General features: G+C 65.4%; 17 protein-coding genes. 5 read left to right on the top strand and 12 right to left on the bottom strand.

Annotated elements, in window-relative coordinates; genetic code table 11:
- Window positions 1-66: 66 nt before the first annotated feature.
- Window positions 67-879, top strand: a complete 813-nt coding sequence (locus AB7245_RS43900) for a hypothetical protein (RefSeq protein ID WP_085404090.1) — start codon at window positions 67-69, stop codon at window positions 877-879.
- Here the strand turns inward: AB7245_RS43900 and AB7245_RS43895 are convergent.
- From AB7245_RS43895 to AB7245_RS43865, 7 genes are all read right to left on the bottom strand, one after another.
- On the bottom strand, window positions 851-1,837 hold the full coding sequence (locus AB7245_RS43895) for an ABC transporter ATP-binding protein (RefSeq protein WP_085404089.1): 987 nt from the start codon (window positions 1,835-1,837) through the stop codon (window positions 851-853). The genes AB7245_RS43900 and AB7245_RS43895 overlap by 29 nt on opposite strands.
- Window positions 1,834-2,841, bottom strand: coding sequence for an ABC transporter ATP-binding protein (locus tag AB7245_RS43890; RefSeq protein ID WP_135215586.1), 1,008 nt, complete (start codon window positions 2,839-2,841; stop codon window positions 1,834-1,836). Before AB7245_RS43890 ends, AB7245_RS43895 begins: the two co-directional genes overlap by 4 nt.
- Window positions 2,841-3,734 carry an ABC transporter permease gene (locus AB7245_RS43885; protein WP_071909067.1) on the bottom strand — a complete coding sequence of 298 codons (894 nt, stop codon included), beginning with the start codon at window positions 3,732-3,734 and terminating at the stop codon, window positions 2,841-2,843. The genes AB7245_RS43890 and AB7245_RS43885 overlap by 1 nt, the downstream gene beginning before the upstream one ends.
- A gap of 9 nt (window positions 3,735-3,743) precedes the next feature.
- On the bottom strand, window positions 3,744-4,691 hold the full coding sequence (locus tag AB7245_RS43880; protein WP_071909068.1) for an ABC transporter permease: 948 nt from the start codon (window positions 4,689-4,691) through the stop codon (window positions 3,744-3,746).
- A 35-nt stretch (window positions 4,692-4,726) separates the two neighbouring features.
- Complete coding sequence (locus AB7245_RS43875) at window positions 4,727-6,325, bottom strand: ABC transporter substrate-binding protein (protein ID WP_085404088.1); 1,599 nt, start codon at window positions 6,323-6,325, stop codon at window positions 4,727-4,729.
- Between the two features lie 350 nt (window positions 6,326-6,675).
- On the bottom strand, window positions 6,676-8,226 hold the full coding sequence (locus tag AB7245_RS43870; protein WP_071909070.1) for an AMP-binding protein: 1,551 nt from the start codon (window positions 8,224-8,226) through the stop codon (window positions 6,676-6,678).
- Window positions 8,227-8,244: 18 nt separating this feature from the next.
- Window positions 8,245-9,399, bottom strand: coding sequence for an iron-containing alcohol dehydrogenase (locus AB7245_RS43865; RefSeq protein ID WP_085404002.1), 1,155 nt, complete (start codon window positions 9,397-9,399; stop codon window positions 8,245-8,247).
- Between the two features lie 338 nt (window positions 9,400-9,737).
- On the opposite strand from AB7245_RS43865, the gene AB7245_RS43860 reads away from it, so the two are divergent.
- The 3 genes from AB7245_RS43860 (at window position 9,738) to AB7245_RS43850 (ending at window position 15,594) form a co-directional block, all read left to right on the top strand.
- Window positions 9,738-10,949 carry an efflux RND transporter periplasmic adaptor subunit gene (locus AB7245_RS43860; protein WP_085404001.1) on the top strand — a complete coding sequence of 404 codons (1,212 nt, stop codon included), beginning with the start codon at window positions 9,738-9,740 and terminating at the stop codon, window positions 10,947-10,949.
- A complete protein-coding gene (locus AB7245_RS43855) occupies window positions 10,946-14,116 on the top strand; it encodes an efflux RND transporter permease subunit (protein WP_085404000.1) in 3,171 nt (1,056 codons plus the stop codon). The genes AB7245_RS43860 and AB7245_RS43855 overlap by 4 nt, the downstream gene beginning before the upstream one ends.
- Window positions 14,117-14,400: 284 nt before the next feature.
- Window positions 14,401-15,594 carry an ABC transporter substrate-binding protein gene (locus tag AB7245_RS43850; protein WP_063979973.1) on the top strand — a complete coding sequence of 398 codons (1,194 nt, stop codon included), beginning with the start codon at window positions 14,401-14,403 and terminating at the stop codon, window positions 15,592-15,594.
- 150 nt (window positions 15,595-15,744) lie between these two features.
- Here the strand turns inward: AB7245_RS43850 and AB7245_RS43845 are convergent, their stop codons facing one another.
- From AB7245_RS43845 to AB7245_RS43830, 4 genes are read right to left on the bottom strand one after another with little or no spacing between them, the layout of a single operon-like run.
- Window positions 15,745-16,131, bottom strand: a complete 387-nt coding sequence (locus AB7245_RS43845; protein WP_085403999.1) for an MAPEG family protein — start codon at window positions 16,129-16,131, stop codon at window positions 15,745-15,747.
- Between the two features lie 27 nt (window positions 16,132-16,158).
- Window positions 16,159-17,241, bottom strand: a complete 1,083-nt coding sequence (locus AB7245_RS43840; RefSeq protein ID WP_085403998.1) for a lipocalin-like domain-containing protein — start codon at window positions 17,239-17,241, stop codon at window positions 16,159-16,161.
- Complete coding sequence (locus tag AB7245_RS43835) at window positions 17,231-19,693, bottom strand: FtsX-like permease family protein (protein ID WP_135215585.1); 2,463 nt, start codon at window positions 19,691-19,693, stop codon at window positions 17,231-17,233. The genes AB7245_RS43840 and AB7245_RS43835 overlap by 11 nt, the downstream gene beginning before the upstream one ends.
- Window positions 19,690-20,343, bottom strand: a complete 654-nt coding sequence (locus AB7245_RS43830) for an ABC transporter ATP-binding protein (protein ID WP_085404087.1) — start codon at window positions 20,341-20,343, stop codon at window positions 19,690-19,692. Before AB7245_RS43830 ends, AB7245_RS43835 begins: the two co-directional genes overlap by 4 nt.
- A gap of 146 nt (window positions 20,344-20,489) precedes the next feature.
- On the opposite strand from AB7245_RS43830, the gene AB7245_RS43825 reads away from it, so the two are divergent.
- Complete coding sequence (locus tag AB7245_RS43825) at window positions 20,490-21,827, top strand: MFS transporter (RefSeq protein ID WP_085403996.1); 1,338 nt, start codon at window positions 20,490-20,492, stop codon at window positions 21,825-21,827.
- Window positions 21,828-22,030: 203 nt separating this feature from the next.
- On the opposite strand, the gene AB7245_RS43820 is transcribed toward AB7245_RS43825, so the two are convergent.
- On the bottom strand, window positions 22,031-23,749 hold the full coding sequence (locus AB7245_RS43820) for an N-acyl-D-amino-acid deacylase family protein (protein ID WP_085403995.1): 1,719 nt from the start codon (window positions 23,747-23,749) through the stop codon (window positions 22,031-22,033).
- Between the last annotated feature and the right edge of the window lie 71 nt (window positions 23,750-23,820).

Below are 23,820 nucleotides of genomic sequence, written 5' to 3'. Positions count from 1 at the left end.
TTTATTGAACATTGTTCAATTTAGGGCTACTAATATTGAGCGATGTCAAATCATGTGGAGGCCTGCATGTTGCGCGCAAATCACCACGCCCGAGAGACCGATGCCCTGCTGCCGTCAGTGTCCCGCCGGTTCTCGTTCGCCCCGCCGCAAGTTCGCGAAAAATATCTGATCGGCGCACTCTTCGTCCTGACGCTCGTGGCGCTCCTCGCACCCGCGATGCCCGCCTCCGCCTGGCACATCCCGCATTTCGTCGACACCCGCACCTGGCTGGGCGTGCCCAACGCCGGCGACGTGCTGAGCAATCTTGCCTTCCTGGCGATGGGCGCTTGGGGCTTGCTGCGCCTGCGTGCCCACCCTGATGCGCCCGCGGGTGCAGGTTGCCTCTTCGTGGGTCTGATCCTCACTTGCCTAGGATCGTGCATCTATCATCTGGATCCCGACGCGCCGCAGCGGCTGGTGGCCGATCGTCTCGGTATGGCGGTGGCGTTCGCGGGCTTTCTGGGCATCGCGGCCAGCGAGCGCATCAGCGTGCGTGCCGGTCAGGCGGTGGTGGTGCTGGTGACGGTTGCGGGCCTGCTCGCGGCCTGGGTGGCACGCGAGAATCTCACGCCATGGGTGGTCGTGCAGTTCGGCGGCATGGCGTTGGCCGTGGGACTGGCGTTGACACGGCCCCGGCCCGGTGCGCTTGGCGTGTCTCTGGGCGGCGTGATCTTCTTTTACGCGCTGGCCAAGCTTTTCGAGCTGGGTGACGTGACCATATTTGAAGCGACAGGCCACATTGTCTCGGGCCACACGCTCAAGCATCTGGCCGCCGCGCTGGCGGCCTGGCCGGTGATCCGGGCTTTGCGGCCTACTGGCTCCGTCCGGTCCCCTCGTTGAGCAGACACGCCACCTGATGTCCGCCGCCCGCGTCCACCAGCGCCGGCCGCTCCGTCCTGCACCGCCCGATCGCAAACCGGCAGCGGGTGTGAAACGCGCAGCCCGGCGGCGGATTGACCGGGCTCGGCACGTCGCCGTCGACCAGCGGCGCGAGCTTCTTGGCAAACGGGTTCGCAACCGGCACTGACGCGAGCAGGGCTTGCGTATAGGGATGGCGGGGATTGCGGAACAGCTCGTCCTTGTCGGCGATCTCGACGATGCGGCCGAGATACATCACGGCGACGCGATGGCTGATATGGGCGACCACGGCGAGGTCATGCGCGATGAAGAGATAGGAGAAGCCGTGCTGCTTCTGCAGGTCGATCAGGAGATTGATCACCTGCGCCTGGATCGAGACGTCGAGCGCGGAGACCGGTTCGTCGCAGACGATCAGGCGCGGCCCCAGTGCCAGCGCGCGTGCGATGCAGATGCGCTGGCGCTGGCCGCCGGAGAATTGATGCGGGAAGTTGCGCATCTGATCAGGCCGCAGGCCCACCTGCTCGAACAGTCTTGCGGTACGCGCTTCCAGCTCCTTGCCGCTTGCGAGCCCATGCACGGCGAGCGGCTCGCCGACGATGTCGCCGGCGGTCATGCGCGGATTGAGCGAAGCAAAGGGATCTTGAAACACGATCTGCATTGAGCGGCGATGCGGCCGCAGCGCGGTCTTGGAGAGACGGGTGATGTCCTCTCCATCAAGGCGGATCTGACCCGAGGTCGGCTCGACCAGCCGCAGCACGCTGCGCGCCACCGTCGACTTGCCGCAGCCGGATTCACCGACCAGGCCGAGCGTCTCGCCGGTATGAACCGAGAACGAGACGCCGTCGACCGCATGCACGGTGCCGACCTGCCGCCGCAACACGCCGGCGCGCACCGCGTAGTGCTTCTTGAGATCGGTGACTTCGAGCAGCGCTTCGGTCATGCCACCTCCGCCACTTCGGCCGCGCGCCAGCACGCCGCGAGATGGCCGCCGCCCCAGTCCTCCAGCGGCGGATATTCGGCCTCGCAACGCTTGATCGCGAGCTTGCAGCGCGGCGCGAAGGCGCAGCCTTTCGGCAGCCGCACCAGCGACGGCACGGTGCCGGGAATTTCGTTGAGCCGCGCCTGCACCGGAACACCTGACGCCGGCACGGCCGGGATCGAGGCCATCAGCCCGCGGGTGTAGGGGTGCTTGGGATCGGCGAACAGCGCTTCCACCGTTGCCTCCTCCACCTTCTTCCCCGCATACATCACGATCACCCGCTGCGCGGTCTGCGCGACGACGCCGAGATCATGCGTGATCAGCACGAGGCCGGTGCCGAGCTCCTTCTGAAGGTCGAGGATCAGCGCCAGGATCTGTGCCTGGATGGTGACGTCGAGCGCGGTGGTCGGCTCGTCCGCGATCAGCAGCGCCGGACGGCAGGCCAGCGCCATCGCGATCATCGCGCGCTGGCGCATGCCGCCGGAAAGCTGATGCGGATACTCCCGCGCGCGCCGCGCCGGTTCGGGAATGCGGACCAGCCGCAGCATCTCGACCGCGATGTCGCGCGCTTCTCTGGCCGGCATCGCCCGGTGCAGCCGCACCGCCTCGACGATCTGGTCACCGATCCGCATCACCGGATTGAGCGAGGTCATCGGCTCCTGGAAGATCATGGAGATGCGATTGCCCCTGACGGCGCGCATCTCGGATTCATCCAGCGCCAGCAGCTCGGTGCCTTCGAGCGAGACCGACCCGCCGACGATGCGGCCGGGCGGATCGGGCACCAGCCGCATCAGCGACAGCGCGGTGACGCTCTTGCCGCAGCCGGATTCGCCGACGATCGCGAGCGTCTCGCCACGTTTCACGGTGAACGAGACGTCGTCGACGGCTTTGAACAGGCCGGAATTGGTGAAGAACACCGTCTTCAGGTTCTTCACATCGAGCACGAGATCGGATTTTTCTGCCATCAGCCGCGCTGCCGGGGATCGAGGATGTCGCGCAGGGCGTCGCCGAACAGATTGGCGCCGAACACGGCGAGGCTGATCGCGATGCCGGGGAAGATCACCAGCCACGGTGCGGTGCGGACATATTCGGCGGCGGATTCCGAGAGCATCCGACCCCATGACGGATAGGGCTCGGGAATGCCGAGGCCGAGGAAGGAGAGCGAGGCTTCGGTGAGGATGGTCGAGCCGAGCTGCGCGGTCGCGAGCACGATCAGCGGCGCCAGCGTGTTCGGCAGCACGTGGCGCAGCGCGATCCGCACCTCGCTCATGCCGATCGACTTGGCGGCTTCGATAAAGGGCAGCTCGCGCAGCGCCAGCGTGTTGGCGCGAATGACGCGCGACACGGTCGGGATCAGCGGAATGGCGATGGCGATGATGACGTTCGGCAGGGACGGACCGAGTGCGGCGGTCATGATCAACGCCAGGACCAGCAGCGGAAGCGCTTGAAGAATGTCGGAGACACGCTGGAACACCAGATCGACCCAGCCGGAGAGATAGCCGGAGGTCAGCCCGACGATGACGCCGATCGTGCCGCCAAGTGCCGTCGAGCCGATACCGACGGCGAGTGAGATTCGTGCACCGTGGATGATGCGGCTGAACACGTCACGGCCGAAGGAATCCGTGCCCATCCAGTGCGCCAGGCTCGGGCGCGCCAGCGCACGGGCGGCGTCGATGGTCAGGGGATCGTAGCGCGCGATGAAATCGGCAAAGATCGCCGTGAGCACGAACAGCGTCATGATGATCAGCCCGGCCGCGCCCAGCACATGCCGCTGCGCCAAATACAGCACGCGCCGCCAGCCACCGGTCGCATACGCGCCGGCCCGCCTCAGTTCGAGATCATAGTCAATCGCGGCCAAGCTGATCTCCTAATCCGTATACCGGATACGCGGATCGAACACCGCGTAGAGCATGTCGACGATGAAGTTCGCGCTGACCACCACGACCGCAATCAGCATCACGAGGTTCTGCACGATCGGGTAGTCGCGCCAGCGGATCGCTTCGACCAGGAAGCGCGCGACGCCGGGGATGTTGAACACGGTCTCGGTCACGATCAGGCCGCCGATCAGGAACGCTGCCTCGATGCCGATCACGGTGATGACGGGCAGGATCGCGTTCTTCAGCGCATGCTTATAGTTGACGGCGGCGTCGGAGGCGCCCTTGGCGCGCGCGGTGCGGATATAGTCCTGCCGCAGCACCTCCAGCATCGAGGATCGCGTGATGCGCATGGTCAGCGCGGCGCTGCGGAAGCCGACGGCGGCCGCCGGCACGGCGTAGGTCGCGAACGCCTCGAGCCAGGTCTGCGGATTGGGATTGAAGATCGGCATCTGGTTGAACATCGCCACCGACGCCGTGAGGATCAGCAGGCCGAGCCAGAACGAGGGCAGCGACAAGCCGCTGAGGCTGACGACGCGCAACGCGTAATCGAGCCGCGTCCCCTGCTTCACCGCGCTGATGACACCGAGCGGAATGCCGATCGAGGCCGAGAACAACAGCGCCAGCCCGGCGAGCCGCGCGGTGATCGGGATCCGCGGCAGGATCTCCTGAAGCGCAGGCTTCTCCGAGACATAGGAGTAGCCGAAATCGCCGCGCAGAAAGCCGCTGATCCAGTGCCAGTACTGCACGACCAGCGGCTGGTCGATGCCGAGCTCCTTCTCCAGATTGGCCCTGTCGGCGGGATCGACGTAGCCGGCCGCGGCAAACAGGATGTCGACGATGTTGCCGGGCACGACGCGCAGCAGGAAGAAGATGACGACCGAGATCCCGAACAGGGTCACGAGCATCAGGAACAGGCGCCGCACCAGATAGGCAAACATGCATCGCCTCCTGTCGAAACCGCCAGCCGCCTGCGCTACTTGTCCATCCAGACGTCCTCGTAGCGATACCCATTATAGGAGCTGTTCGACATCACCGTTACGCCCTTGACATAGGGCTGCCAGCAGGAGCCGGTGCGCGCGTGGAAGATGATCGGGCGGGCGACGTCCTCCTGCAGCTTCTTGTCGATGTCCCACACCAGCTTCTTGCGCTTGTTGACGTCGGTCTCCTGCGACTGCACGTCGAACAGCTTCTCGATCTCCTTGTTGCAGTAATTGGTGTAGTTGCGCTCGGAGCCGCAGGAATAGTTCTCGTAGAACGACTGGTCGGGATCGTCGACGGCGTTGCCGGTCAAATTGAGCCCGAGCATGTAGTCCTTGCGTGCGATCTTCGGGAACCAGTTCGCGGTCTCGACCACGTCGAGCTCGCCGTCGATATAGATGCTCTTGAGCTGGTCGATCAGGATCACCGCGGGATCGCGATAGACCGGGATGTTGCGGGTCGAGACCTTGACGGCGAGATGCTTGTCCGGCCCGTAGCCGGCCTTCTGCATCAGCTTCCTGGCTTCCTCGCGGTTGGCGTTCACATCGGGGCCGTAGCCGGGAATGCTCTCGAGCATCTCCTTCGGCATGCCCCACAGTCCGTTCGGCGGCGGCAGCATGGTGCCGCCGACATCGCCCTGGCCCTCGAACATGATCGAGATGAAGGCCTTGCGGTCGAGCGACAGCGCCATGGCGCGGCGGATGTCGATATTGTCGAACGGCGGCGCGGAGGAATTGACGATGATGTTGGTGGCGACATTGTTGGGCTCGACCACGCAGACCGCTTTCGGCGCCTGCGATTTGACGTCCTTCAGCAGCGGAATGCTCACTTCGGTCGGGAACGCCATGTCGAACTTGCCGGCGACGAAGGCGAGGATCGCGGTCGAACGGTTCGGGATGATGGTGAACTCGATGCCGTCGAGATAGGGCCGCCCCTCGCGCCAATAGTCGGGATTGCGGGTCAGCTTGATCGATTCATTGGCCTTGAACTCGACGAATTTGAACGGGCCGGTGCCGATCGGGTGCGTGCGCATGTCGCCGGGCGAGACGTGACAGGGATAGACCGGCGTGTAGCCCGAGGCGAGCAGGGCCAGCAGCGACGGCTGCGGCCGCTTCAAGTTGAAGGAAACCTCGAGGTCGCCGTTGGTGGAGACGTCGTTGACCTGCTCGTACCAGGTCTTGCGCGGATTCTGCCGGAACTTCTGCTGCGACTTGCCCATCAGCATGTCGAAGGTGCATTTGACGTCCGCGGAGGTGAACGGCTTGCCGTCGTGCCATTTCACGCCCGGGCGCAGCTTGAAGGTCAGCGTCTTGTTGTCGTTGACCCAGGCCCAGCTCTCGGCGAGTTCCGGAATGATGTTGTCCATCCTGTTCTGCGCCTCGTCCTGCTTGTAGATGACGAGGTTGTTGAACACAGGCATGAAGGGAACATTGAGCGAATAGGTCGCGCCTTCATGGATCGAGGCATTGCCGGGGCTGTCGCGGTGGTACATCCGCAGGACTCCGCCCTGTTTGGGCCCGCCGGCGAGCGCGGTGGTCGAGGTCGTCAGCACAGATAGCGCCGCCACTGCGGCGAGCGCCCACACGCTCCGCATGCTCATCCTCCCTGGACATTAGTCTTTTGGGCCTTTGCGGCCTGTTTGTCAGACGATAGCGACGCGCGTGCAGCGAGGCAACCGGCAAGGCCGCTCGCCGCCTCGACAATTCGGATGACGGAAGGCCGCAGGCGTTCACACTCTCTTCATGTGAGAGTGCAGGTGCGAAGGGATGGTTCCTGTGCGCGCAGCTGTCTCAACAAACTGCGGCGTCGTCCCGGATAAGCGAAGCGCAGATCCGGGATCCATAACCACAGGAAGTCGTTTGATGAAGACTCGGAGTTGACTCCCGCCGGTGGTTATGGGTCCCGGGTTCGCGACTTCGTCGCGCCCCGGGACGACAGTGGGGCTCACACGATCCGTGACGTCTTGTTCCCCCAATAGCGGTCCCGCAGCAGCCGCTTGTACAGTTTGCCCGTCGGCAGCCGCGGCAGTTCCTTCTCGAAATCGACCGAGCGCGGCACCTTCTGCCGCGACAGCGATTGGCCGCAGAAGGCGATCAGTTCTTCGGCGAGCGCCTCGCCCGGCACGATGCCGGGCATCGGCTGCACCACCGCCTTCACCTCTTCGCCGAGATCGGGATTGGGCACGCCGAACACCGCGGCATCGGCGACCTTCGGATGGGTGATGAGCAGGTTCTCGCATTCCTGCGGATAGATGTTCACCCCGCCGGAGATGATCATGAAGGTCGCGCGGTCGGTCAAATAGAGGAAACGATCCTCGTCGACATAGCCGACGTCGCCGACCGTGCTCATGCTGCCGTCGGCCGAGCGCGCCTCCCTGGTCTTCTCGGGGTCGTTGAAATATTCGAACGACGATGCCGTCTTGAACCAGACCTGGCCCGGCGTGCCGGTCGGGCACGCCCTCATGTTCTCGTCGAGAATGTGGAGGTCGCCGAGCAGCACCTTGCCGACGGTGCCGCGGTGGCTAAGCCATTCCTCGCTGTTGCAGGCGGTGAAGCCGAGGCCTTCGGTCGCGCCGTAATATTCGTGGATGATCGGCCCCCACCATTTGATGATGTCGTCCTTGACCAATGCCGGGCAGGGCGCTGCGGCGTGGATCGCAATCTCCAGCGACGACAGGTCGTAGCGGTCGCGCACCTCCTCCGGCAGCTTCAGCATGCGCGAGAACATCGTCGGCACCAGCTGGGTGTGGGTGATGCCCCATTGCTGGACGAGCTGGAGATAACGTTCGGGATCGAACGTCTCCTTGATGATCACGGTGCCGCCCATGCGGATCGTGAGGTTCACCGCGGCTTGCGGCGCGGAGTGATAGAGGGGGGCAGGCGAGAGATAGACCATGCCCTCGCGGTAGCGCCAAAGCTTTGTCAGGAAATCGAACAGCGGCAGATTGTGCTTCGGCGGCTCCTCCGGCAGCGGGCGCAGGATGCCTTTCGGCCGTCCGGTCGTGCCGGATGAATAGAGCATGGCGGTGCCGAGCCATTCATCGGCGATCGGAGCCTCGGGCAGGTCGGCGGTCACCTCGGCGAGGCCGACGATGCGGTCGCTCTCGCCGGGGCCGTCGGCGACGATGCAGAGCTTGATGTCCGGACAGGCCTTGATCGCCTCGCGGGCGATGTCGAGTTTCGCAACGGACGTGATCAGGATTTTCGACTGGCTGTTGACGAGGAGATAGGCGAGCTCGCCCGGCGTCAGGAACGAGTTGATGCAGGTGTAGTACAGCCCGGAGCGCTCGCCCGCGCCGCATGCTTCGAGATAGCGCGAATTGTTCTCCATGAAGATCGAATAATGGTCGAGCCGCTTCAAGCCGTGCTCGCGGAACAGATGCGCCAGGCGGTTGCTGCGCGCATCGAGCTCGCGATAGGTGACGGCCTCGCCGGTTGCAGCCATGATGAATGCGGGCTGGAGCGGGCGTAGACGAGCATGCTGACCTGGATACATCAGTCCTCCGGCTTGAAATTATGCGGCGAGAAGCAGGATTTCGCGAATGTCGGCGGGGCCGTCGATCTTGCGCGGGTTGCGCGGGATCCAGTTCGTGCGCATCGCCTGTTCGGCGATGGCGTCGAAATGCTCAGGCGAGACGCGGACGTCGGCGAGGCTGCGCGGCATGCCGAGTGAGCGGATGAAGGCATCGAGCACGTCGCCGGCGTTGTGGCCGGGAAAACCCATCGCGGCGGCGACGATCATCTGGCGCTCGGCGTTGTCGCGCGCATTCCAGCGCATCACCGCGGGCAGCATGATGCAGGAGGTGTAGCCGTGCGGCACGTCGAAGGCCGCACCCAGCACATAGCCGATGCCGTGGCTCGCACCCATCGGCACGCCGGCGGCGAGCGCGCCCATCGACAGCCAGGTGCCGATCTGCGCATCCATGCGGGCGTCGAGGTCGGCAGGGTCGGCCTTCACCCGCGGCAGCGCGTCGGCGAGCATGGCCAGCCCCTTCACCGACTGCGCGTCGGCATAAGGATGCGTCTCGCGCGAGCAGATCGCCTCGACGCAATGGTCGACGGCGCGGATGCCGGTGGAGAGAAACAGCCATTCCGGCGTGCGCACGGTGATGGCGGGATCGAGAATGGTCGCACGCGGCACCGTGAGCGGATGCCGCAGCATCTGCTTCACATGCGTGGCGCGGTCGGTGACGCCCGCGATCGCGCTGAACTCGCCGCCGGCGATCGTGGTCGGCACGCTGATCTGCCGCACGTTAGGGGCGGTCATCTCGGGCGCGACGCCCTTGTGGACGCGGATGCGCTCGATGCCCTCGACGTCGTCGATGCCGTTGGCAAGGCAGAGCTGCACCGCCTTGGCGCCGTCGGTGATCGAGCCGCCGCCCACGGTGACGATCAGGTCGGCGTTCACTGCGCGCGCCGCATTGGTCGCCGCGATCACCGCCTCGCGCGGCGTATGCGCCGGCATGGCGTCGAACAGGCCGGCGCAGCGCGCGCCGAGCGCCTGTTTGATCTTCGCGATTTCGTCGGTCTGACGGTTCAGCGTGCCGGAGACCATCAGGAAGGCGCGGCGCGTCCCCAGCCGGTCCATCTGCGCAACGACGGCCTCGGCCGCGGGATGGCCGAACACGACCTCCTCGATCGCGCCGTAAACGACACGTCCCTGGTGCACGCCTGTCCTCCCAGGACAATTCGGCTTTGTTTTTCTGGGAGTAATCTAGCCGAGCGGACGGTGTCCGTCATGTGCGAAGACGCTGGCGACTTTCTTACCCTCCGCCTCCAGGGGAGGGTGGCGAGCGCCGCGTCTTGATTGCTGACCTTCCGCCGACGCGCATCAGCTGCCGCTTGTCATCATCTCTCTCGCTGTCAACCCGTCATCCGGCTAGGGCATCCTCCCAAGCGTTGCGCGCGCTTTCGTCTTGAAGATTTCATCATTGAAACCCATCTTGTGTCGCCCGCGGGTAGGCGAGTACGCTGCTTTTGCTGCGGCAAATGTGCGAGGGACTTGGGATGAGCGGACCGGACCGAAACGAGCATTTTGTCAAAACGCACGATTTCGTCCTACCTCGACTTTGCGCAATTGCCGGGCTCCTCGCCGCGACGTTCGCTCTCACTGGTTGCGGACAACCGGCCTCGCAGGCCGCCGCCCCACCGCCGCCGCCGGTGACCGTCGCCCAGCCCGTCAAGCGCACCGTCACCGATTGGGACGAGTTCACCGGCCGCTTCGAGGCGGTCGAGGAGGTGCAGGTGCGCCCCCGTGTCGGCGGCTTCGTCAACTCCGTCGAGTTCCAGGACGGCGCGATCGTGCATCAGGGCGACCTGCTCTACGTCATCGACCCGCGCCCGTTCGAGGCGGTGGCCGAGCAGGCGGACGGCCAGTTGTCCGACGCGCGTGCCAAGGTGGAGCTTGCCAAGCGCGAGCTCGACCGTGGTCTGAACCTGGTCCAGACCAGCGCGGTCTCCGAGCAGGCCGTCGACCAGCGCCGCCAGGCCCTGCAGGCGGCGCATGCCGCGGAGACGCAGGCCGCAGGTGCGCTGAAGGCCGCCCGGCTCAATATCGAGTTCACCCATGTGACCGCGCCGCTCACCGGCCGCGTCAGCCGCCATCTCGTCAGCCCCGGCAATCTCGTGCAAGGCAGCGATACCGGCACCTCGACGCTGCTCACCTCGATCGTCGCGCTCGACCCGATCTACGTCTATTTCGACATGGATGAAGCAACCTTCATCAAATACAGCAAGCTGTGGTTCGAAGGCCGCCGCCCGAGCTCGCGCGACACCGCGAACCCGGTGCAGGTGACGCTCGCCGGCGAGACCAAGCCGTCGCATGAGGGCACCATCAACTTCCTCGACAACCGCCTCGATGTTTCCACTGGCACGCTGCGCAGCCGCGCCGTGATCAAGAACACCGATCTCTCGATCCTGCCGGGCCAGTTCGGCCGCGTCCGGCTGATCGGCAGCGCGCCCTATGACGCGCTGCTGATTCCCGACGTCGCGGTCGCGACCGACCAGTCCCGCAAGATCGTGTTCGTCGTGAAGCCGGACGACACCGTCGAGGCGCGCCCCGTGGTGCTCGGTCCGCTCGATGAGGGCCTGCGCGTGATCCGCGAGGGGCTGAAGGCGGAGGACCGCGTCATCGTCAACGGCATCCAGCGCGCCCGCGTCGGCGCCAAGGTCGCTCCGTCTCCCGCGCCAGCGCCGGCCAAGTCCGGTGACAAGTCATGAACCTTGGCCGTCTCTCCATCAACCAGCCCATCCTGGCGATGGTGCTGTCGATCGTGCTGCTGATCGTCGGCGCGCTCGCCTATACGACGCTGCCGGTCTCCGAATATCCGCAAGTGGTGCCGCCGACGGTCGTCGTCACCACGCAATATCCGGGCGCCTCGGCGCAGACCGTGTCCGACACGGTCGCAGCTCCGATCGAGCAGCAGATCAACGGCGTCGAGGACATGCTGTATCTCTACAGCCAGGCGACCTCGAACGGGCAATTGACGATCACCGTCACCTTCAAGCTCGGCACCGATCTCGACAAGGCGCAGGTGCTGGTGCAGAACCGCGTCGCGATCGCACAGCCGCAGCTGCCGGACGAAGTGCAGCGCAACGGCGTCGTCACGCGCAAGAACTCGCCCGACATCCTGATGGTCGTGTTCATGCTGTCGCCGGACGATACGTTCGACCAGCTCTACATCTCCAATTACGCGCTGCTCCAGGTCCGTGACCAGTTGCTGCGGATCGACGGCGTCGGCGATATCCAGATCTTCGGCGCACGCGACTATTCGATGCGGCTCTGGCTCGACCCTGATCGTATCGCCAATCTCGGCCTGACCTCGACCGAGGTGCTGGCCGCGATCCGTGCCCAGAACGTCCAGATCGCGGGCGGCCAGATCGCCGAACCGCCGATCGCCGACCGGGCCTTCCAGCCAAACCTCGTTTTCACCGGGCGCCTCAAGGACCAGAAGCAGTTCGAGGACATCCTGATCAAGGCCGGCTCCGACGGCCGCACGGTGCGGCTGCGCGACGTCGCCCGCATCGAGCTCGGTGCTCTCGCCTACTCCACCAACAGCTTCCTGCTGCGCAAATCGGCGGTCGCCATGCTGGTGACGCAGCGGCCGGGATCGAACGCGCTCGCGACGGCGAAAAACATCTCCGACACGATGACGACGCTCAAGCAAAGCTTCCCGAAGGGCCTCGACTACAATATCGGCTACAACCCGACCGAGTTCATCGCGCAATCGGTCCACGAGCTGATCAAGACCATCTACGAGGCCATGCTGCTCGTGGTCATCGTGGTGCTGGTGTTCCTGCAAGGATGGCGGCCCGCGATCATTCCGATCATCGCGATCCCTGTCTCGCTGGTCGGCACCTTCGCGGTGATGGCGGCGCTCGGCTTCTCCATCAACAACCTCACCTTGTTCGGCCTCGTGCTTGCGGTTGGCATCGTGGTCGACGACGCCATCGTGGTGGTGGAGAATGTGGAGCGCCATCTCGAGCACGGCTTAAGTCGGCGCGATGCGGCGCTGAAGACCATGGAGGAGGTCGGCGGCGCGCTGGTCTCGATCGCGCTGGTGCTCTGCGCCGTGTTCGTGCCGACCGCATTCATTGGCGGCATCTCCGGGCAGTTCTTCCAGCAATTCGCCGTCACCATTGCGGTGGCGACCGCGATCTCCTGCTTCTGCTCGCTGACGCTGTCGCCGGCGCTGGCTTCGATGATCCTCACGCCGCACGCAGAGAAGCGACCGCCTGCCGCCTGGAATCTCCTCGCGCGTGGCTGGAATGCGTTCACCGGCGTCTTCAACCGCGTGTTCGATCGGCTCTCGCATGGTTATGCCGGCCTTGCCAATTTCGTGATCCGCCATTCGGTGGTGATGATCCTGATCTATGTCGTGCTGATCGGCAGCGCCGGCTGGCTGATCGCGACCACGCCGCAGGGCTTCATTCCCGCGCAGGATCGCGGCTACGTCATCATCTCCGTGCAATTGCCGGGCGCGGCGTCGCTGGCGCGCACCACCGAAGTCGTGCGCGAGATCGAGCGGATCTCGCTGGACACGCCCGGCATCGTCCGCGTCGCCGCCTTCGCCGGCTTCTCGGGCGCCACCCGCACGCAGGCGGGCAATGCTGCGGCGCTGTTCCCGGTGTTCGACGAGCCCGAGGCGCGGATGAAGAAGGGATTGTCTGCGAACGCCATCACGGTCGAACTGCGCAAGCGCCTGGCCGCAATCCAGGGCGCCTTCATCATCGTGATTCCGCCGCCGGCCGTGCCCGGCATCGGCACCGGCGGCGGCTTCACCATCCGCGTCCAGGACCGCCAGGGCCGAGGACCTGAGCTGCTCGCCGCGGCCACCGACGAGCTTGTCGCCGCGGCGCGCAAATCGCCGTTGCTGCTCGGCCCCACGGTTTTCTCCCCGTTCTCGGCCAACACGCCGCAGCTCTTCGTCGACATCGACCGCACCAAGGCGCAGAAGCTCGGCGTGCCCATCGCCAGCATCAACGACACGATCCAGACCTACTTCGGATCGACCTACGTCAACGACTTCAACCTGTTCGGCCGCACCTATCACGTCACCGCGCAGGCCGACTTCCCGTTCCGAAAAGAGCCCAGCGACCTCTCGCGCCTGCGCACGCGCAACGCCTCCGGCGACATGGTGATGCTCGGCAGCGTGGTCGAGTTCAAGGACGTCTCCGGCCCCGACCGCGTCGCACGCTACAATCTCTATGCTGCGTCCGAGCTCCAAGGCGAGCCGGCGCCGGGCACCAGCTCGACCACCGCGCTCAACACCATCAAGAAGCTCGCGGACGACATCTTGCCCAGCGGCTTCACCTTCGAATGGACCGATCTGTCCTATCAGCAGGTCACCGGCGGCAATGCGGGCCTGCTCGTGTTCCCGATCTGCGTGCTGTTCGTCTATCTCGTGCTCGCCGCGCAATATGGCAGCTGGACGCTTCCATTCGCGGTGATCCTGATCGTGCCGATGTGCCTGTTGGCCGCCACGATCGGCGTGCGCATCATGGGGCAGGACGTCAACATCCTCACCCAGATCGGATTCGTCGTTCTGGTGGGGTTAGCTGCAAAGAACGCGATCCTGATCGTCGAGTTCGCACGCGACATCGAGAAAGAAGGCAAGCCACGGCTGGAGGCCGTGATCGACGCCTGCCGCCTGCGCCTGCGGCCGATCCTGATGACCTCCTTCGCCTTCATCCTCGGCGTGCTGCCGCTGGTGATATCGTCCGGCTCCGGCTCGGAGATGCGGCAGGCGGTCGGCGTTGCCGTGTTCTTCGGCATGATCGGCGTCACCCTGTTCGGCCTGCTGTTCACCCCGATCTTCTATGTGGTGGTGCGGAACCTGGCGGAAGGGCGGAACGAGGGGAAGAAGCCGGAGGTGGTGGCTTCGTAATATTGGTGGTGGCCGCCGGCTTATCCAAATCCTCGATGTCGTCCCCGCGAAGGCGGGGACCCATAACCACAGGGAGGAGTTTGGCGAAGGCTGGCAACCACTAGCTCGCGCCAAACTCCTCCCTGTGGTTATGGGCCCCGGATCTGCGCTGCGCTTGTCCGGGGCGACACCAATTTTGTAGCTGGCGCCCATACTAACGATCAACATGAAATGGATGGGCAGGCGCGGGGTTCTTCACTAGTATCCGCGCGATTTCAAAACAGAAAACTGCTGGGAGCCAACATATGAAATCAGCACTTTTGGCCGCTGTCGCAACGTCTGCTCTGTTGCTGGCTGCGCCGGCCTTCGCGCAAGGCGTCAAGATCGGCATTCTCAACGATCAGTCCGGCGTCTATGCCGACTACGGCGGCAAATACTCGGTCGAAGCCGCCAAGATGGCGATCGAGGATTTCGGCGGTGAAGTGCTTGGTCAGAAGATCGAGATGGTCACCGCCGATCACCAGAACAAGCCGGATCTCGCCACGTCGATCGCGCGGCGCTGGTACGATGTCGAGAACGTGGACATGATCACGGAGCTGACGACCTCCTCGGTCGCGCTCGCGATCCACGAGCTCTCCAAGGAAAAGAAGAAGATCGACATCGTCGTCGGCGCCGCGACCTCGCGCCTCACCGGCGATGCCTGCCAGCCCTACGGCTTCCACTGGGCCTATGACACCCGTGCGCTCGGCGTCGGCACCGGCGGCGCGCTGACCAAAGCGGGCGGCGACACCTGGTTCTTCCTCACTGCCGACTATGCCTTCGGCTATGCGCTGGAGAAGGACACCAGCGAGATCGTCACCGCCAATGGCGGCAAGGTGGCCGGCTCGGTCCGCGTGCCGCTCAACTCGTCGGACTTCTCCTCCTTCCTGCTCCAGGCGCAGAGCTCGAAGGCGAAGATCGTCGGCCTCGCCAATGCCGGCCTCGACACCACCAACTCGATCAAGCAGGCGGCCGAGTTCGGCATCGTCTCCGGCGGCCAGAAGCTCGCCGGCCTCCTGATGACGCTCGCCGAGGTGAATGGTCTCGGTCTGCAGGCCGCGCAAGGCCTGGTGCTGACCGAGGGCTATTACTGGGACCTCAACGACCGCACCCGCCATTTCGGCGAACGCTTCTTCAAGCGCACCAGCCGGATGCCGAACATGATCCAGGCCGGCACCTATTCGGCGACGCTGAGCTATCTCAAGGCGGTCAAGGCCGCCGGCACCAAGGACCCCGACGCGGTCGCCAAGAAGCTGAAGGAGCTGCCGGTCGACGACGACTTTGCGCAGGGCGGCAAGGTGCTCGAGAACGGCCGCATGGTCCACGACATGTATCTGTTCGAGGTCAAGAAGCCGTCGGAGTCGAAGAAGCCGTGGGACTATTACAAGCTGCTCGCAACCGTCCCAGGCGACAAGGCGTTCTTCGCCGCCAAGGACAGCGGCTGCCCGCTGACGAAGTAAGGCTCTCGTGTCCCGGACGCGCTGCAGCGTGAAACGCTGCTGCGCAGAGCCGGGACCCACATTTCTCCATAGGGCGAGACCAGATTGGGTTCCGGTGCAGCGTTACACGCTGCACCGCGCCCGGAAGGCGAGCGCGCGTGATGCCCCGCCTCACACCATCCGCAACACCACCGCCCCCAATGCCCCCGCCCACAGCGCAATCGCTGCGATGCCCTGGATCGCAAAGCCCGGGCCGCGCTTTGCCGCCGCCTGCGAATAGCCGATGAAGTAGACGATGCGGCCGATGATCCAGACCGCGCCGATTCCCGCTGCAATGGCGTCGCCGATATAGATCGCGAACAGCCAGAGCGCCGGCAGGAAGACCGGCATCCATTCCAGCGTGTTCGCCTGGATGCGGAAGGCGCGCTCGAAATCCGGGTGGCCTGACATTGCCGGCACCTTGACACCGGTCTTGGTGCGCGAGCGCGAGACGTTGATGCAGGTGAACATGTAGAATGCGATCGCCAGCAGCGTGACGAGGGCGGTGAGATGATACATCGCAGATCCTTTTGAGGAGGTCGCGCTTCAATAGCCGGTCAGCTCGAGGTAGCCAACGCCGTCATGCGTGCCGGCAAAGCTGATCGGCCCTTCCCAATAGGAGAAGCCGGTTCCCATCCAGGCTTTTGGGTTAAGCGGCTTGCAGGCAATCGAAAATGATCGTGAGGGGATCGCGATCTGCCATTCCACCGGCAGCTTGCGCCCCGCGATCTCGGCGGTCGCTTTCGGACTCATCTGGATATCGCCACCCGCGATCATCTGCGTGTCGCCCGCGGCGCTGATCCAGTTGCCGAACGGATACTCCTGGCCGTCCTTCTGCCGCAGCCGGTACAGCATCAGCTTGTCGCCGGATGCGAGATGTAGCGACAGCCAGTCCCAGCCGGTCTGGTCGGCATCGAGCGGCTGGCTGCTCCACTCGCGGTCCATCCAGGCCTGGCCCGAGACATCGACGGATTTGTCGTCGATCGTGAGGCTGCCGCGGGCGCGGTAGAACGGCTGGCTGTAATAGTAGGACGCCTGCCCGCGCTCGGACTTGCGGCTGAAACCGTGATCGCCCTGCAGCACCACGGGACGATCGGCCTCCAGTGTGAGCGAATAACTGAAATCGGTGCCCGAAGCCTTCAGCGTCAGCGGCGCCAATGTGCGATCGTCGGTGCGCTCAAAACCCTTCATCTCCCAATCGTCGATCCACGCCGCAAATGGCTTTGCGGTGACGCCGGCCTGTCCAATGCCGCCGCGTGCAAACACCTCGCTGAAGCGGTGAGTATCAGCGCGCGTCACCGCCGCATGCGCCATCCAGATCTGCTGATTGGCCCAGCCCTCTCCTTGCGGGCCCGACTGCGCCGCCTGGCGGAACAGCGTAAATTGCAGGCCGCACGCCGCGCCGCTGCCATCGACAAGGTTCGCGGTGAGATACCACCATTCGATACGAAACTCCGGATGCGGGCCGTGATCGGCCGGGAAGCTGAACGTCTTTCCCGGCGTCACCTTCGCAAAGCCGTCGGCGGTCTCGCCGAGCCCGGCATAACCTTGCGCGCCAGCGCGGCGGGCAGCCGCGAGTGCGGCGATGCCGCCGGCAAAGGCGCGCCGCGTGATTTTATCAGCGCTCATTGGCAAACACCTTGACGAGGCTCGCCGGCTGCATCCGCGCCAGTCGTATCATCGGCAGCAGCGCGGCAAGCAGCGAAGCGATCAGCGCGACCGCGACCAGCTCCACCAGCTGCAGCGGAAACACGTGGAACGGCAGCCGCCAGCCGAACGCCTTCACATTGACGATTGCGATCAGGCACCACGCCACCAGCAATCCGAGCGGCACGGCCAGCAGCGCCGTGAACAGCGCAACCGACAATGTCTTGGTCAGTTCGATCGCGGCAAGGCGCGGCCGCGTGATGCCGATCGCCCACAGCGGCGCGAGCTGCGGCAGGCGGGAATTCGCCAGTGTCAGCAGGCTGGTCAAAAGCGCGATGCCGGCCACGCCGAGCGTGAAGGCATTGAGCGCTGACGTCACCGCAAAGGTGCGGTTGAAGATCCGGATCGATTCCGCCTTCACCGTCGCCTGATCGGCGACGCTGCGGTCGTCGAGCGCGAATTGCTTCTGCAACGCCGCGATCAGGCCGGGGATATTTTCCTTCGCGACGATCAGGCCGATGCGCGTCTGCGGCGTCTGCGGAAAGTGCCGGATCAGCGCCGCGACGTTGACGGCGAGCTGCCCCTTGGGGTTGCCGTAATCGGCATAGATGCCGGCGATGTCGAGCTCCCAGGTGCCGCCCGGCGCCGGCACCTCGATGACATCGCCGACGCGGACGTTGAGGCGGCGGCTCAGCTGCTCGCTGATGAAAGCGGCATCGCCGGGCACGAGCTGGGTCCAGGCGCGCGGCGCGGTCTCCAGCAGCGGCCAGCGTTCGCGATAGAGCGCGTGATCGGGCAGGCCGAGCAGCTCCACCGGCTGCCCCTGAACCTGCGTATCGGCGCGTCCGCCCGACAGGATCGCCTGCACGTCGCTGCGCTCCTTCAGCCAGCTCCGGATCGCAACGCCTTGCGCATTGTCGGAGGCGCTGATGTAGACGTCGGCGGCAAGCCGCCCGTTGAGCCAGCCGACGAAGGTGCGGCTGAAGGTCTCCACCATGGTGGACACCCCGACATTGACGGCCAGCGCGAGCAGCAGCGCCATCAGGGCCAGCGACAAGCCGGAGAGCTGTTGCCGGCTGTCCGCCCAGAACCACAGCGCCAGCGGCCCCTTCGCCCAGCGCTGGCCCACGAGCAGGATGATTTCTAGGAATGCCGGCAGGATCAGCGCCGCGCCGAACATCAATGCGGCCAGCACGCCGAATCCCGCAATCAGCGATTGTCCGTAGTGAAGCAACAGCAGCGCGACCGCGAACACGGCGCAGGCCGCAATGCTCTGCAGGACCAGCCAGCGGCGCTGCCGCTGCTGCCAGGCGTAGGGCTGCGCGGTCGCCAGCACCGGCATCCTGATCGCCTTGATCAGGCTGGTCGCCGCCGCCACGATCGCGCCGGCGATGCTGATGCCGATACCGGCGAGCCACCATTCGGAGCGCAGTGTGAGCTGTCCCGGGATCTGCGCGCCATAGAGCCCGCGCAGCGACGCCGCGACATCGGGCAACAGCGCGGCCGCGATGAAATAGCCGCAGACGAGCCCGATCAGTCCTGCGACCAGCGCCAGCGCCACCAGTTCGACCACCAGCACCGTGTTGACCAGCCGCGCCGAGGCACCGCAGGCCCGCAACGTGCGCAGCATCGGCAACCGCTGCTCGAAGGCGAGGCCGACGGCGGAGTTGACGATGAAGAGACCGACGAAGAACGACAGCAGGCCGAAGGCGGTGAGGTTGAGATGGAAGCTGTCGGTGAGGCGCTCCAGCTCCGTCTCCGCATTCGGCTCGACCAGCTGCAACTGCTCGCCAACGACGCTCGCCAGTGGCGCCGGCTTGCCCTTGGGCTTGCCGATCAAAAGCCGCGACACCTGGTCCGGCTTGTTCAGCAGCCGCTGCGCGACGCCGATGTCGACGACCAGTACGCCGGCCACGAGTTGCGGCAGCACGCGCAGCGGCGGCAGTTTTGCGCCGTTGCTGATCGGCGGTGCCGCGCCTTCCGGTTCCTGCAGATCGCTCAGCGTCTCCCGCGCCACCAATGTCTGGCCGGGCGGCGCAACGAAACTGCTCAAATCCGGGGCGCCGAGGCGTGGCGCGTTGCCGACGTCGGCCGGCATCGTGATCGGCTCGATGCCGAGCAGCCGCACCGAACGCCCGTTGACCTGGACGCGGCCTTCCAGCACCGGCGAGACCGGCCAGCCCGCGCGGCGGAGTTTTATGAACAGCTCCTGCGAAAAGGTCGCTGCATCAGGCGCCACCAGCATCGCCGTGCGCACGCCGCCGAACGTCGCCGCCGCGCGGTCATAGGCATTGCGGGCCTGCTGGTTGATCGCCTGCACGCCGCTCCACAATGCGGTCGCCGCGATCAGCCCGATCAGGAGCGTCGCGAACTGCATCTTGTGCCGTCGCCAATGGCTCAGGAGAACCGCGAGGACCCACAGCGCGCGCCTCATGCGATCCGCCCCGCATGCAAGGTGACGTGGCGGTCGAGCGTGCCGGCCAGATGCAGGCTGTGCGTCACCATCAGGAAGCCGCAGCCGGTGCGCGTGACGAGATCGCGCGTCAGCGCCAGCACGTCGTCGGCGGTGTCCTCATCCAGGTTGCCGGTCGGTTCGTCCGCCAACAGCAGCGAGGGCTTGGTCGCCAGCGCCCGGCCGATCGCGACCCGCTGCTGCTGGCCGCCTGATAATTGCTCTGGATATCGCTTGAGCAGGCTGCTGAGCCCGAGCCGCTCGATCAGCTCTTTTGACCAGGCCGCATCGTGACGGCCGGCGATCCGCGCCTGGAAGACCAGATTGTCGGCGACCGACAGGCTCGGGATCAGATTGAACTGCTGAAAAACCAGGCCGATCCGGTCGCGCCGCAGCTCGGCCCGGCCGGCGTCCGAGAGCTTGGTCACCTCGGTGTCCTCCAGGCGAATTGTGCCGCTGTCGGCGGCATCGAGACCCGCAATCAGGTGCAACAGCGTGCTCTTGCCGCTGCCGGACTCGCCGGTCAGCGCGACGCGCTCGCCGGCCTTGAGGTCGAGGTCGACACCACGCAGCACGTGGACCGGCTCGCCGGCCGAGGAGAAGGTCTTTGAGAGGTTTCGGATGCTCAGCAAGGTCAATGCGCCGGACGGAATTAACTCAATGCTGCGTAGCACACTTGCCGTGGAAATGCCGGGGTTGCGTTGGCCTTGAAGCCGTTGTTAGCTCCCAAAACGGCCAAATCAAAAACGTGCCGACAAAAAGACATACGGGGAGATTGATGAGCGCTCAGGGAACGCCCGACGTTGCGGGCAGGACGGCAGGGGAAGTCAAGGCAACGCCGAAGGGCGCCTGGACCGTCACTTTTCTCCTCTTTCTCTTCATGGTGGTGAACTTCGCGGACAAGATCGTCGTCGGTCTCGCCGGCGTGCCGATCATGACCGACCTGAAGCTCGATGCCGAGCAATTCGGCCTGCTCGGCTCCTCGTTCTTCTTCCTGTTCTCGATCTCGGCCATCGTGGTCGGCTTCATCGTCAACAAGGTGCCGACGCGCTGGGTGCTGCTGACGCTGGCGGTGATCTGGGCGCTGGCGCAGTTCCCGATGGTGGGCACCGTCTCGTTCACCACGCTGCTGATCTGCCGCATCGTGCTGGGCGCTGGCGAAGGACCTGCCTTCTCGGTCGCAGCCCACGCCATCTACAAATGGTTCCCCGACGAGAAGCGCACGCTGCCGACCGCGATCCTGTCGCAAGGCTCGGCCTTCGGCGTCATCCTCGCCGTGCCGGCGTTGAACTGGGTCATCGTCAATCACTCCTGGCACTACGCCTTCGGCGCGCTTGGCGTCGTCGGCCTGCTCTGGGTCTGCGCCTGGCTGACGTTCGGCAAGGAAGGCCCGCTCGAGGATACGCAGGTTCTCGCCGTCACCGAGCCGAAAATCCCTTATGTGCAGCTGCTGACCTCGCGCACCTTCCTCGGCTGCGTGATCGCGACCTTCGGCGCCTATTGGGCGCTGTCGCTCGGCCTCACCTGGTTCACGCCCTTCATCGTCAAGGGCCTGGGCTTCTCGCAGAGCCAGGCCGGCTACGTCTCGATCCTGCCCTGGGTGTTCGGCGCGACCGTCGTCATCCTCACGGGGTGGGTCTCGCAGGTGATGATGGCGCGCGGCTACACCACGCGCATCTCGCGCGGCGTGCTCGGCTCGGTGCCGCTGATCATCGGCGGCCTGATCCTGGCGATGATGGCGCATGTGCAGGGTGCTGGCCTGCAGATCGCGCTGCTCGTCGTCGGCTCCGGCCTGTGCGGGGCGATCTACGTCGTCTGCCCGCCGATGCTCGGCGAGTTCACCCCGGCGTCGCAGCGCGGCGCGGTCATCGCGATCTACGGCGCGCTGTACACGCTGTCGGGCATCATTGCGCCGAACGTGATGGGCACCGTGATCCAGCGCGCCGGCAACATGGTCGACGGCTACCTGACCGGCTTCACCATCAACGCGGTGGTCATGGTCGGCTCCGGCGTCATCGGTCTGATGCTGCTCTGGCCGAACACGGAAAAGGCCAGGCTGACCCGTGGTGCGGCTCCGCAGGCCGCGGCGCTGAAGGGCGCCGTGTCGCCGACGTAAGGGGCGCGATTGCTCCAGGCACACTGTCGTCCCGGGGCGTGCGAAGCGCGAGCCCGGGACCCATAACCACAGGGAGTGGTTTGGCGATGACTCGGAGTGACCAGCGTGGCGCCGCAACGAATCCCTGTGGATATGGATCCCCGCGTTCGCGGGGATGACAGCGAGAGTGAGGCGCGGCTTTCGCGCCTCAGACTCGGTCTTCGCTAGCTCGCCATCCCCTGCGCACCCCGGATCAACTTCCCCGGTCGCCTTCCCGTGGCCTCACCGTGCCGCCGCGTCACCACGCCCGACACGATCGTCGCGTCATAGCCGTCGACATCCTGCAACAGCCGCCGCCCGCCGACCGGCAGATCGTAATGCACCTTCGGCGGATGCAGATGCAGCCGGTCGTAGTCGATCACGTTGACGTCGGCCTTGTACCCGGGAGCAACGAGCCCGCGATCGGTGAGGCCGACCGAGAGCGCGGTCTTGCGCGACTGCGCGGCGACCACGAAGGGAATCGTGAGCTTCTCGCCGCGCGTGCGGTCGCGGGTCCAGTGCGTCAGCAGATAGGTCGGGAAGCTCGCGTCGCAGATGATGCCGCAATGCGCGCCGCCGTCGGAGAGGCCCGGCACCGATTGCGGATCGATCAGCATCTCGCGCGTCGCGTCGAGATTGCCGTCGGCATAGTTGAGGAAGGGCACGTAGAGCATGCCGCGGCCCTCGTCGGAGAGCATCGCATCGTAGGCGAGCTCTTCCGGCTGGCGGCCCTGCTTGCGCGCCTGCGGCCCCAGCGCGTTCTCCGGCGGCTGCTCGTAATCGGGGGGATCGCCGAGCAAAAACATCTTGTCGTAGTTGGGCCGGAAGAACAGCGGATCGTCGGTCGCGGTCGCCGTCTCGCTCAGGATCGCCTTGCGCACTTCCGGCCGATGCAGCCGCGCCAGCCGCTCCCTGAGCGGCAGATGCGCGATCGCCTTGTAGCTCGGATGGGTCTGGAACGGATTGCGCGACAGCTCGAGCCCAAGCAGCAGGCCGACCGGGCGCGCCGCGATCTGCGCGGTGATGGAGAGGCCGCGCTTCGCCGCCGCATTGATCTCGTCCAGCGTCTGGCGCCAGCGGTTTGGCGCCTTGTCGTTCTGCGTGATCGAGAACGAGATCGGGCACTTTGTGCTGTCGGCCACCCGCAGCATCATCGGCAGATCTTCGTGGAGGGTGGAGAGGTCGAGCACGAATTGCAGCACGCTGCGGCCTTCGCGATGCATCGCGCCGGCAATGGCGGTGAGCTCGTCCTCGCCGGCCTTCAGCGTCGGCGTGAAATCGCCGGTCGAGGTGCGGTGGTTGAGCGTGCGTGAGGTCGAGAAGCCCAGCGCGCCCGAGCGCACCGCTTCGCCCGCGAGTTTCGCCATTGCCGCATTGTCCTCGGCGGTCGAGGGATCGCGGCGCGCGCCGCGTTCGCCCATGACATAGACGCGTAGCGCCGCATGCGGCAGCTGCGCGCCGACGTCGATGTCGAAATCGCGCTTCGACAGCCAGTTCATGTAATCCGGAAAGCTTTCCCACGCCCAGGGAATGCCGGCGCTCAGCACCGGCTCGGGAATGTCCTCGACGCCCTCCATGAGCTGGATCAGGCGGATGTGGTCGGCGGGCTTGCACGGCGCAAAGCCGACGCCGCAATTGCCCATGATCGCCGTGGTGACGCCGTTCTGCGACGACGGCGTGATGTCCTGGCTCCAGGTGACCTGGCCGTCATAATGGGTGTGCACGTCGACGAAGCCCGGCGTGACGAGCTTGCCGCGCGCGTCGATCTCTTCCTGTCCCTTCGCGGAGATCTTCCCGACCTCGGTGATCTTGCCGGCGGTGATGGCGACGTCGGCTTCAAACAGCTCGCCGCCGCTTCCATCCGCGACGGTGCCGCCGCGGATCACGAGATCAGGGGTGCTCATGGTGTTTCTTCCCAGTTTGTTGTTTTGCGTTTCTCTGTCCGTCGTCCCGGACAAGCGAAGCGCAGATCCGG

The sequence above is a fragment of the Bradyrhizobium sp. 604_D8_N2_3 genome (genome assembly GCF_051810765.1).
In the GTDB taxonomy this organism is placed as follows: Bacteria; Pseudomonadota; Alphaproteobacteria; order Rhizobiales; family Xanthobacteraceae; genus Bradyrhizobium; species Bradyrhizobium barranii.
This window is presented reverse-complemented; position numbering and strand designations above follow the sequence as displayed.

Bases quoted from the DNA above. Each gene is read 5' to 3' on its own strand.
- AB7245_RS43900 (WP_085404090.1), top strand. From the start codon at position 67: ATGTTGCGCGCAAATCACCACGCCCGAGAGACCGATGCCCTGCTGCCG.
- AB7245_RS43895 (WP_085404089.1), bottom strand. From the start codon at position 1,837: ATGACCGAAGCGCTGCTCGAAGTCACCGATCTCAAGAAGCACTACGCG.
- AB7245_RS43890 (WP_135215586.1), bottom strand. From the start codon at position 2,841: ATGGCAGAAAAATCCGATCTCGTGCTCGATGTGAAGAACCTGAAGACG.
- AB7245_RS43880 (WP_071909068.1), bottom strand. From the start codon at position 4,691: ATGTTTGCCTATCTGGTGCGGCGCCTGTTCCTGATGCTCGTGACCCTG.
- AB7245_RS43875 (WP_085404088.1), bottom strand. From the start codon at position 6,325: ATGCGGAGCGTGTGGGCGCTCGCCGCAGTGGCGGCGCTATCTGTGCTG.
- AB7245_RS43870 (WP_071909070.1), bottom strand. From the start codon at position 8,226: ATGTATCCAGGTCAGCATGCTCGTCTACGCCCGCTCCAGCCCGCATTC.
- AB7245_RS43860 (WP_085404001.1), top strand. From the start codon at position 9,738: ATGAGCGGACCGGACCGAAACGAGCATTTTGTCAAAACGCACGATTTC.
- AB7245_RS43855 (WP_085404000.1), top strand. From the start codon at position 10,946: ATGAACCTTGGCCGTCTCTCCATCAACCAGCCCATCCTGGCGATGGTG.
- AB7245_RS43850 (WP_063979973.1), top strand. From the start codon at position 14,401: ATGAAATCAGCACTTTTGGCCGCTGTCGCAACGTCTGCTCTGTTGCTG.
- AB7245_RS43845 (WP_085403999.1), bottom strand. From the start codon at position 16,131: ATGTATCATCTCACCGCCCTCGTCACGCTGCTGGCGATCGCATTCTAC.
- AB7245_RS43840 (WP_085403998.1), bottom strand. From the start codon at position 17,241: ATGAGCGCTGATAAAATCACGCGGCGCGCCTTTGCCGGCGGCATCGCC.
- AB7245_RS43835 (WP_135215585.1), bottom strand. From the start codon at position 19,693: ATGAGGCGCGCGCTGTGGGTCCTCGCGGTTCTCCTGAGCCATTGGCGA.
- AB7245_RS43825 (WP_085403996.1), top strand. From the start codon at position 20,490: ATGAGCGCTCAGGGAACGCCCGACGTTGCGGGCAGGACGGCAGGGGAA.
- AB7245_RS43820 (WP_085403995.1), bottom strand. From the start codon at position 23,749: ATGAGCACCCCTGATCTCGTGATCCGCGGCGGCACCGTCGCGGATGGA.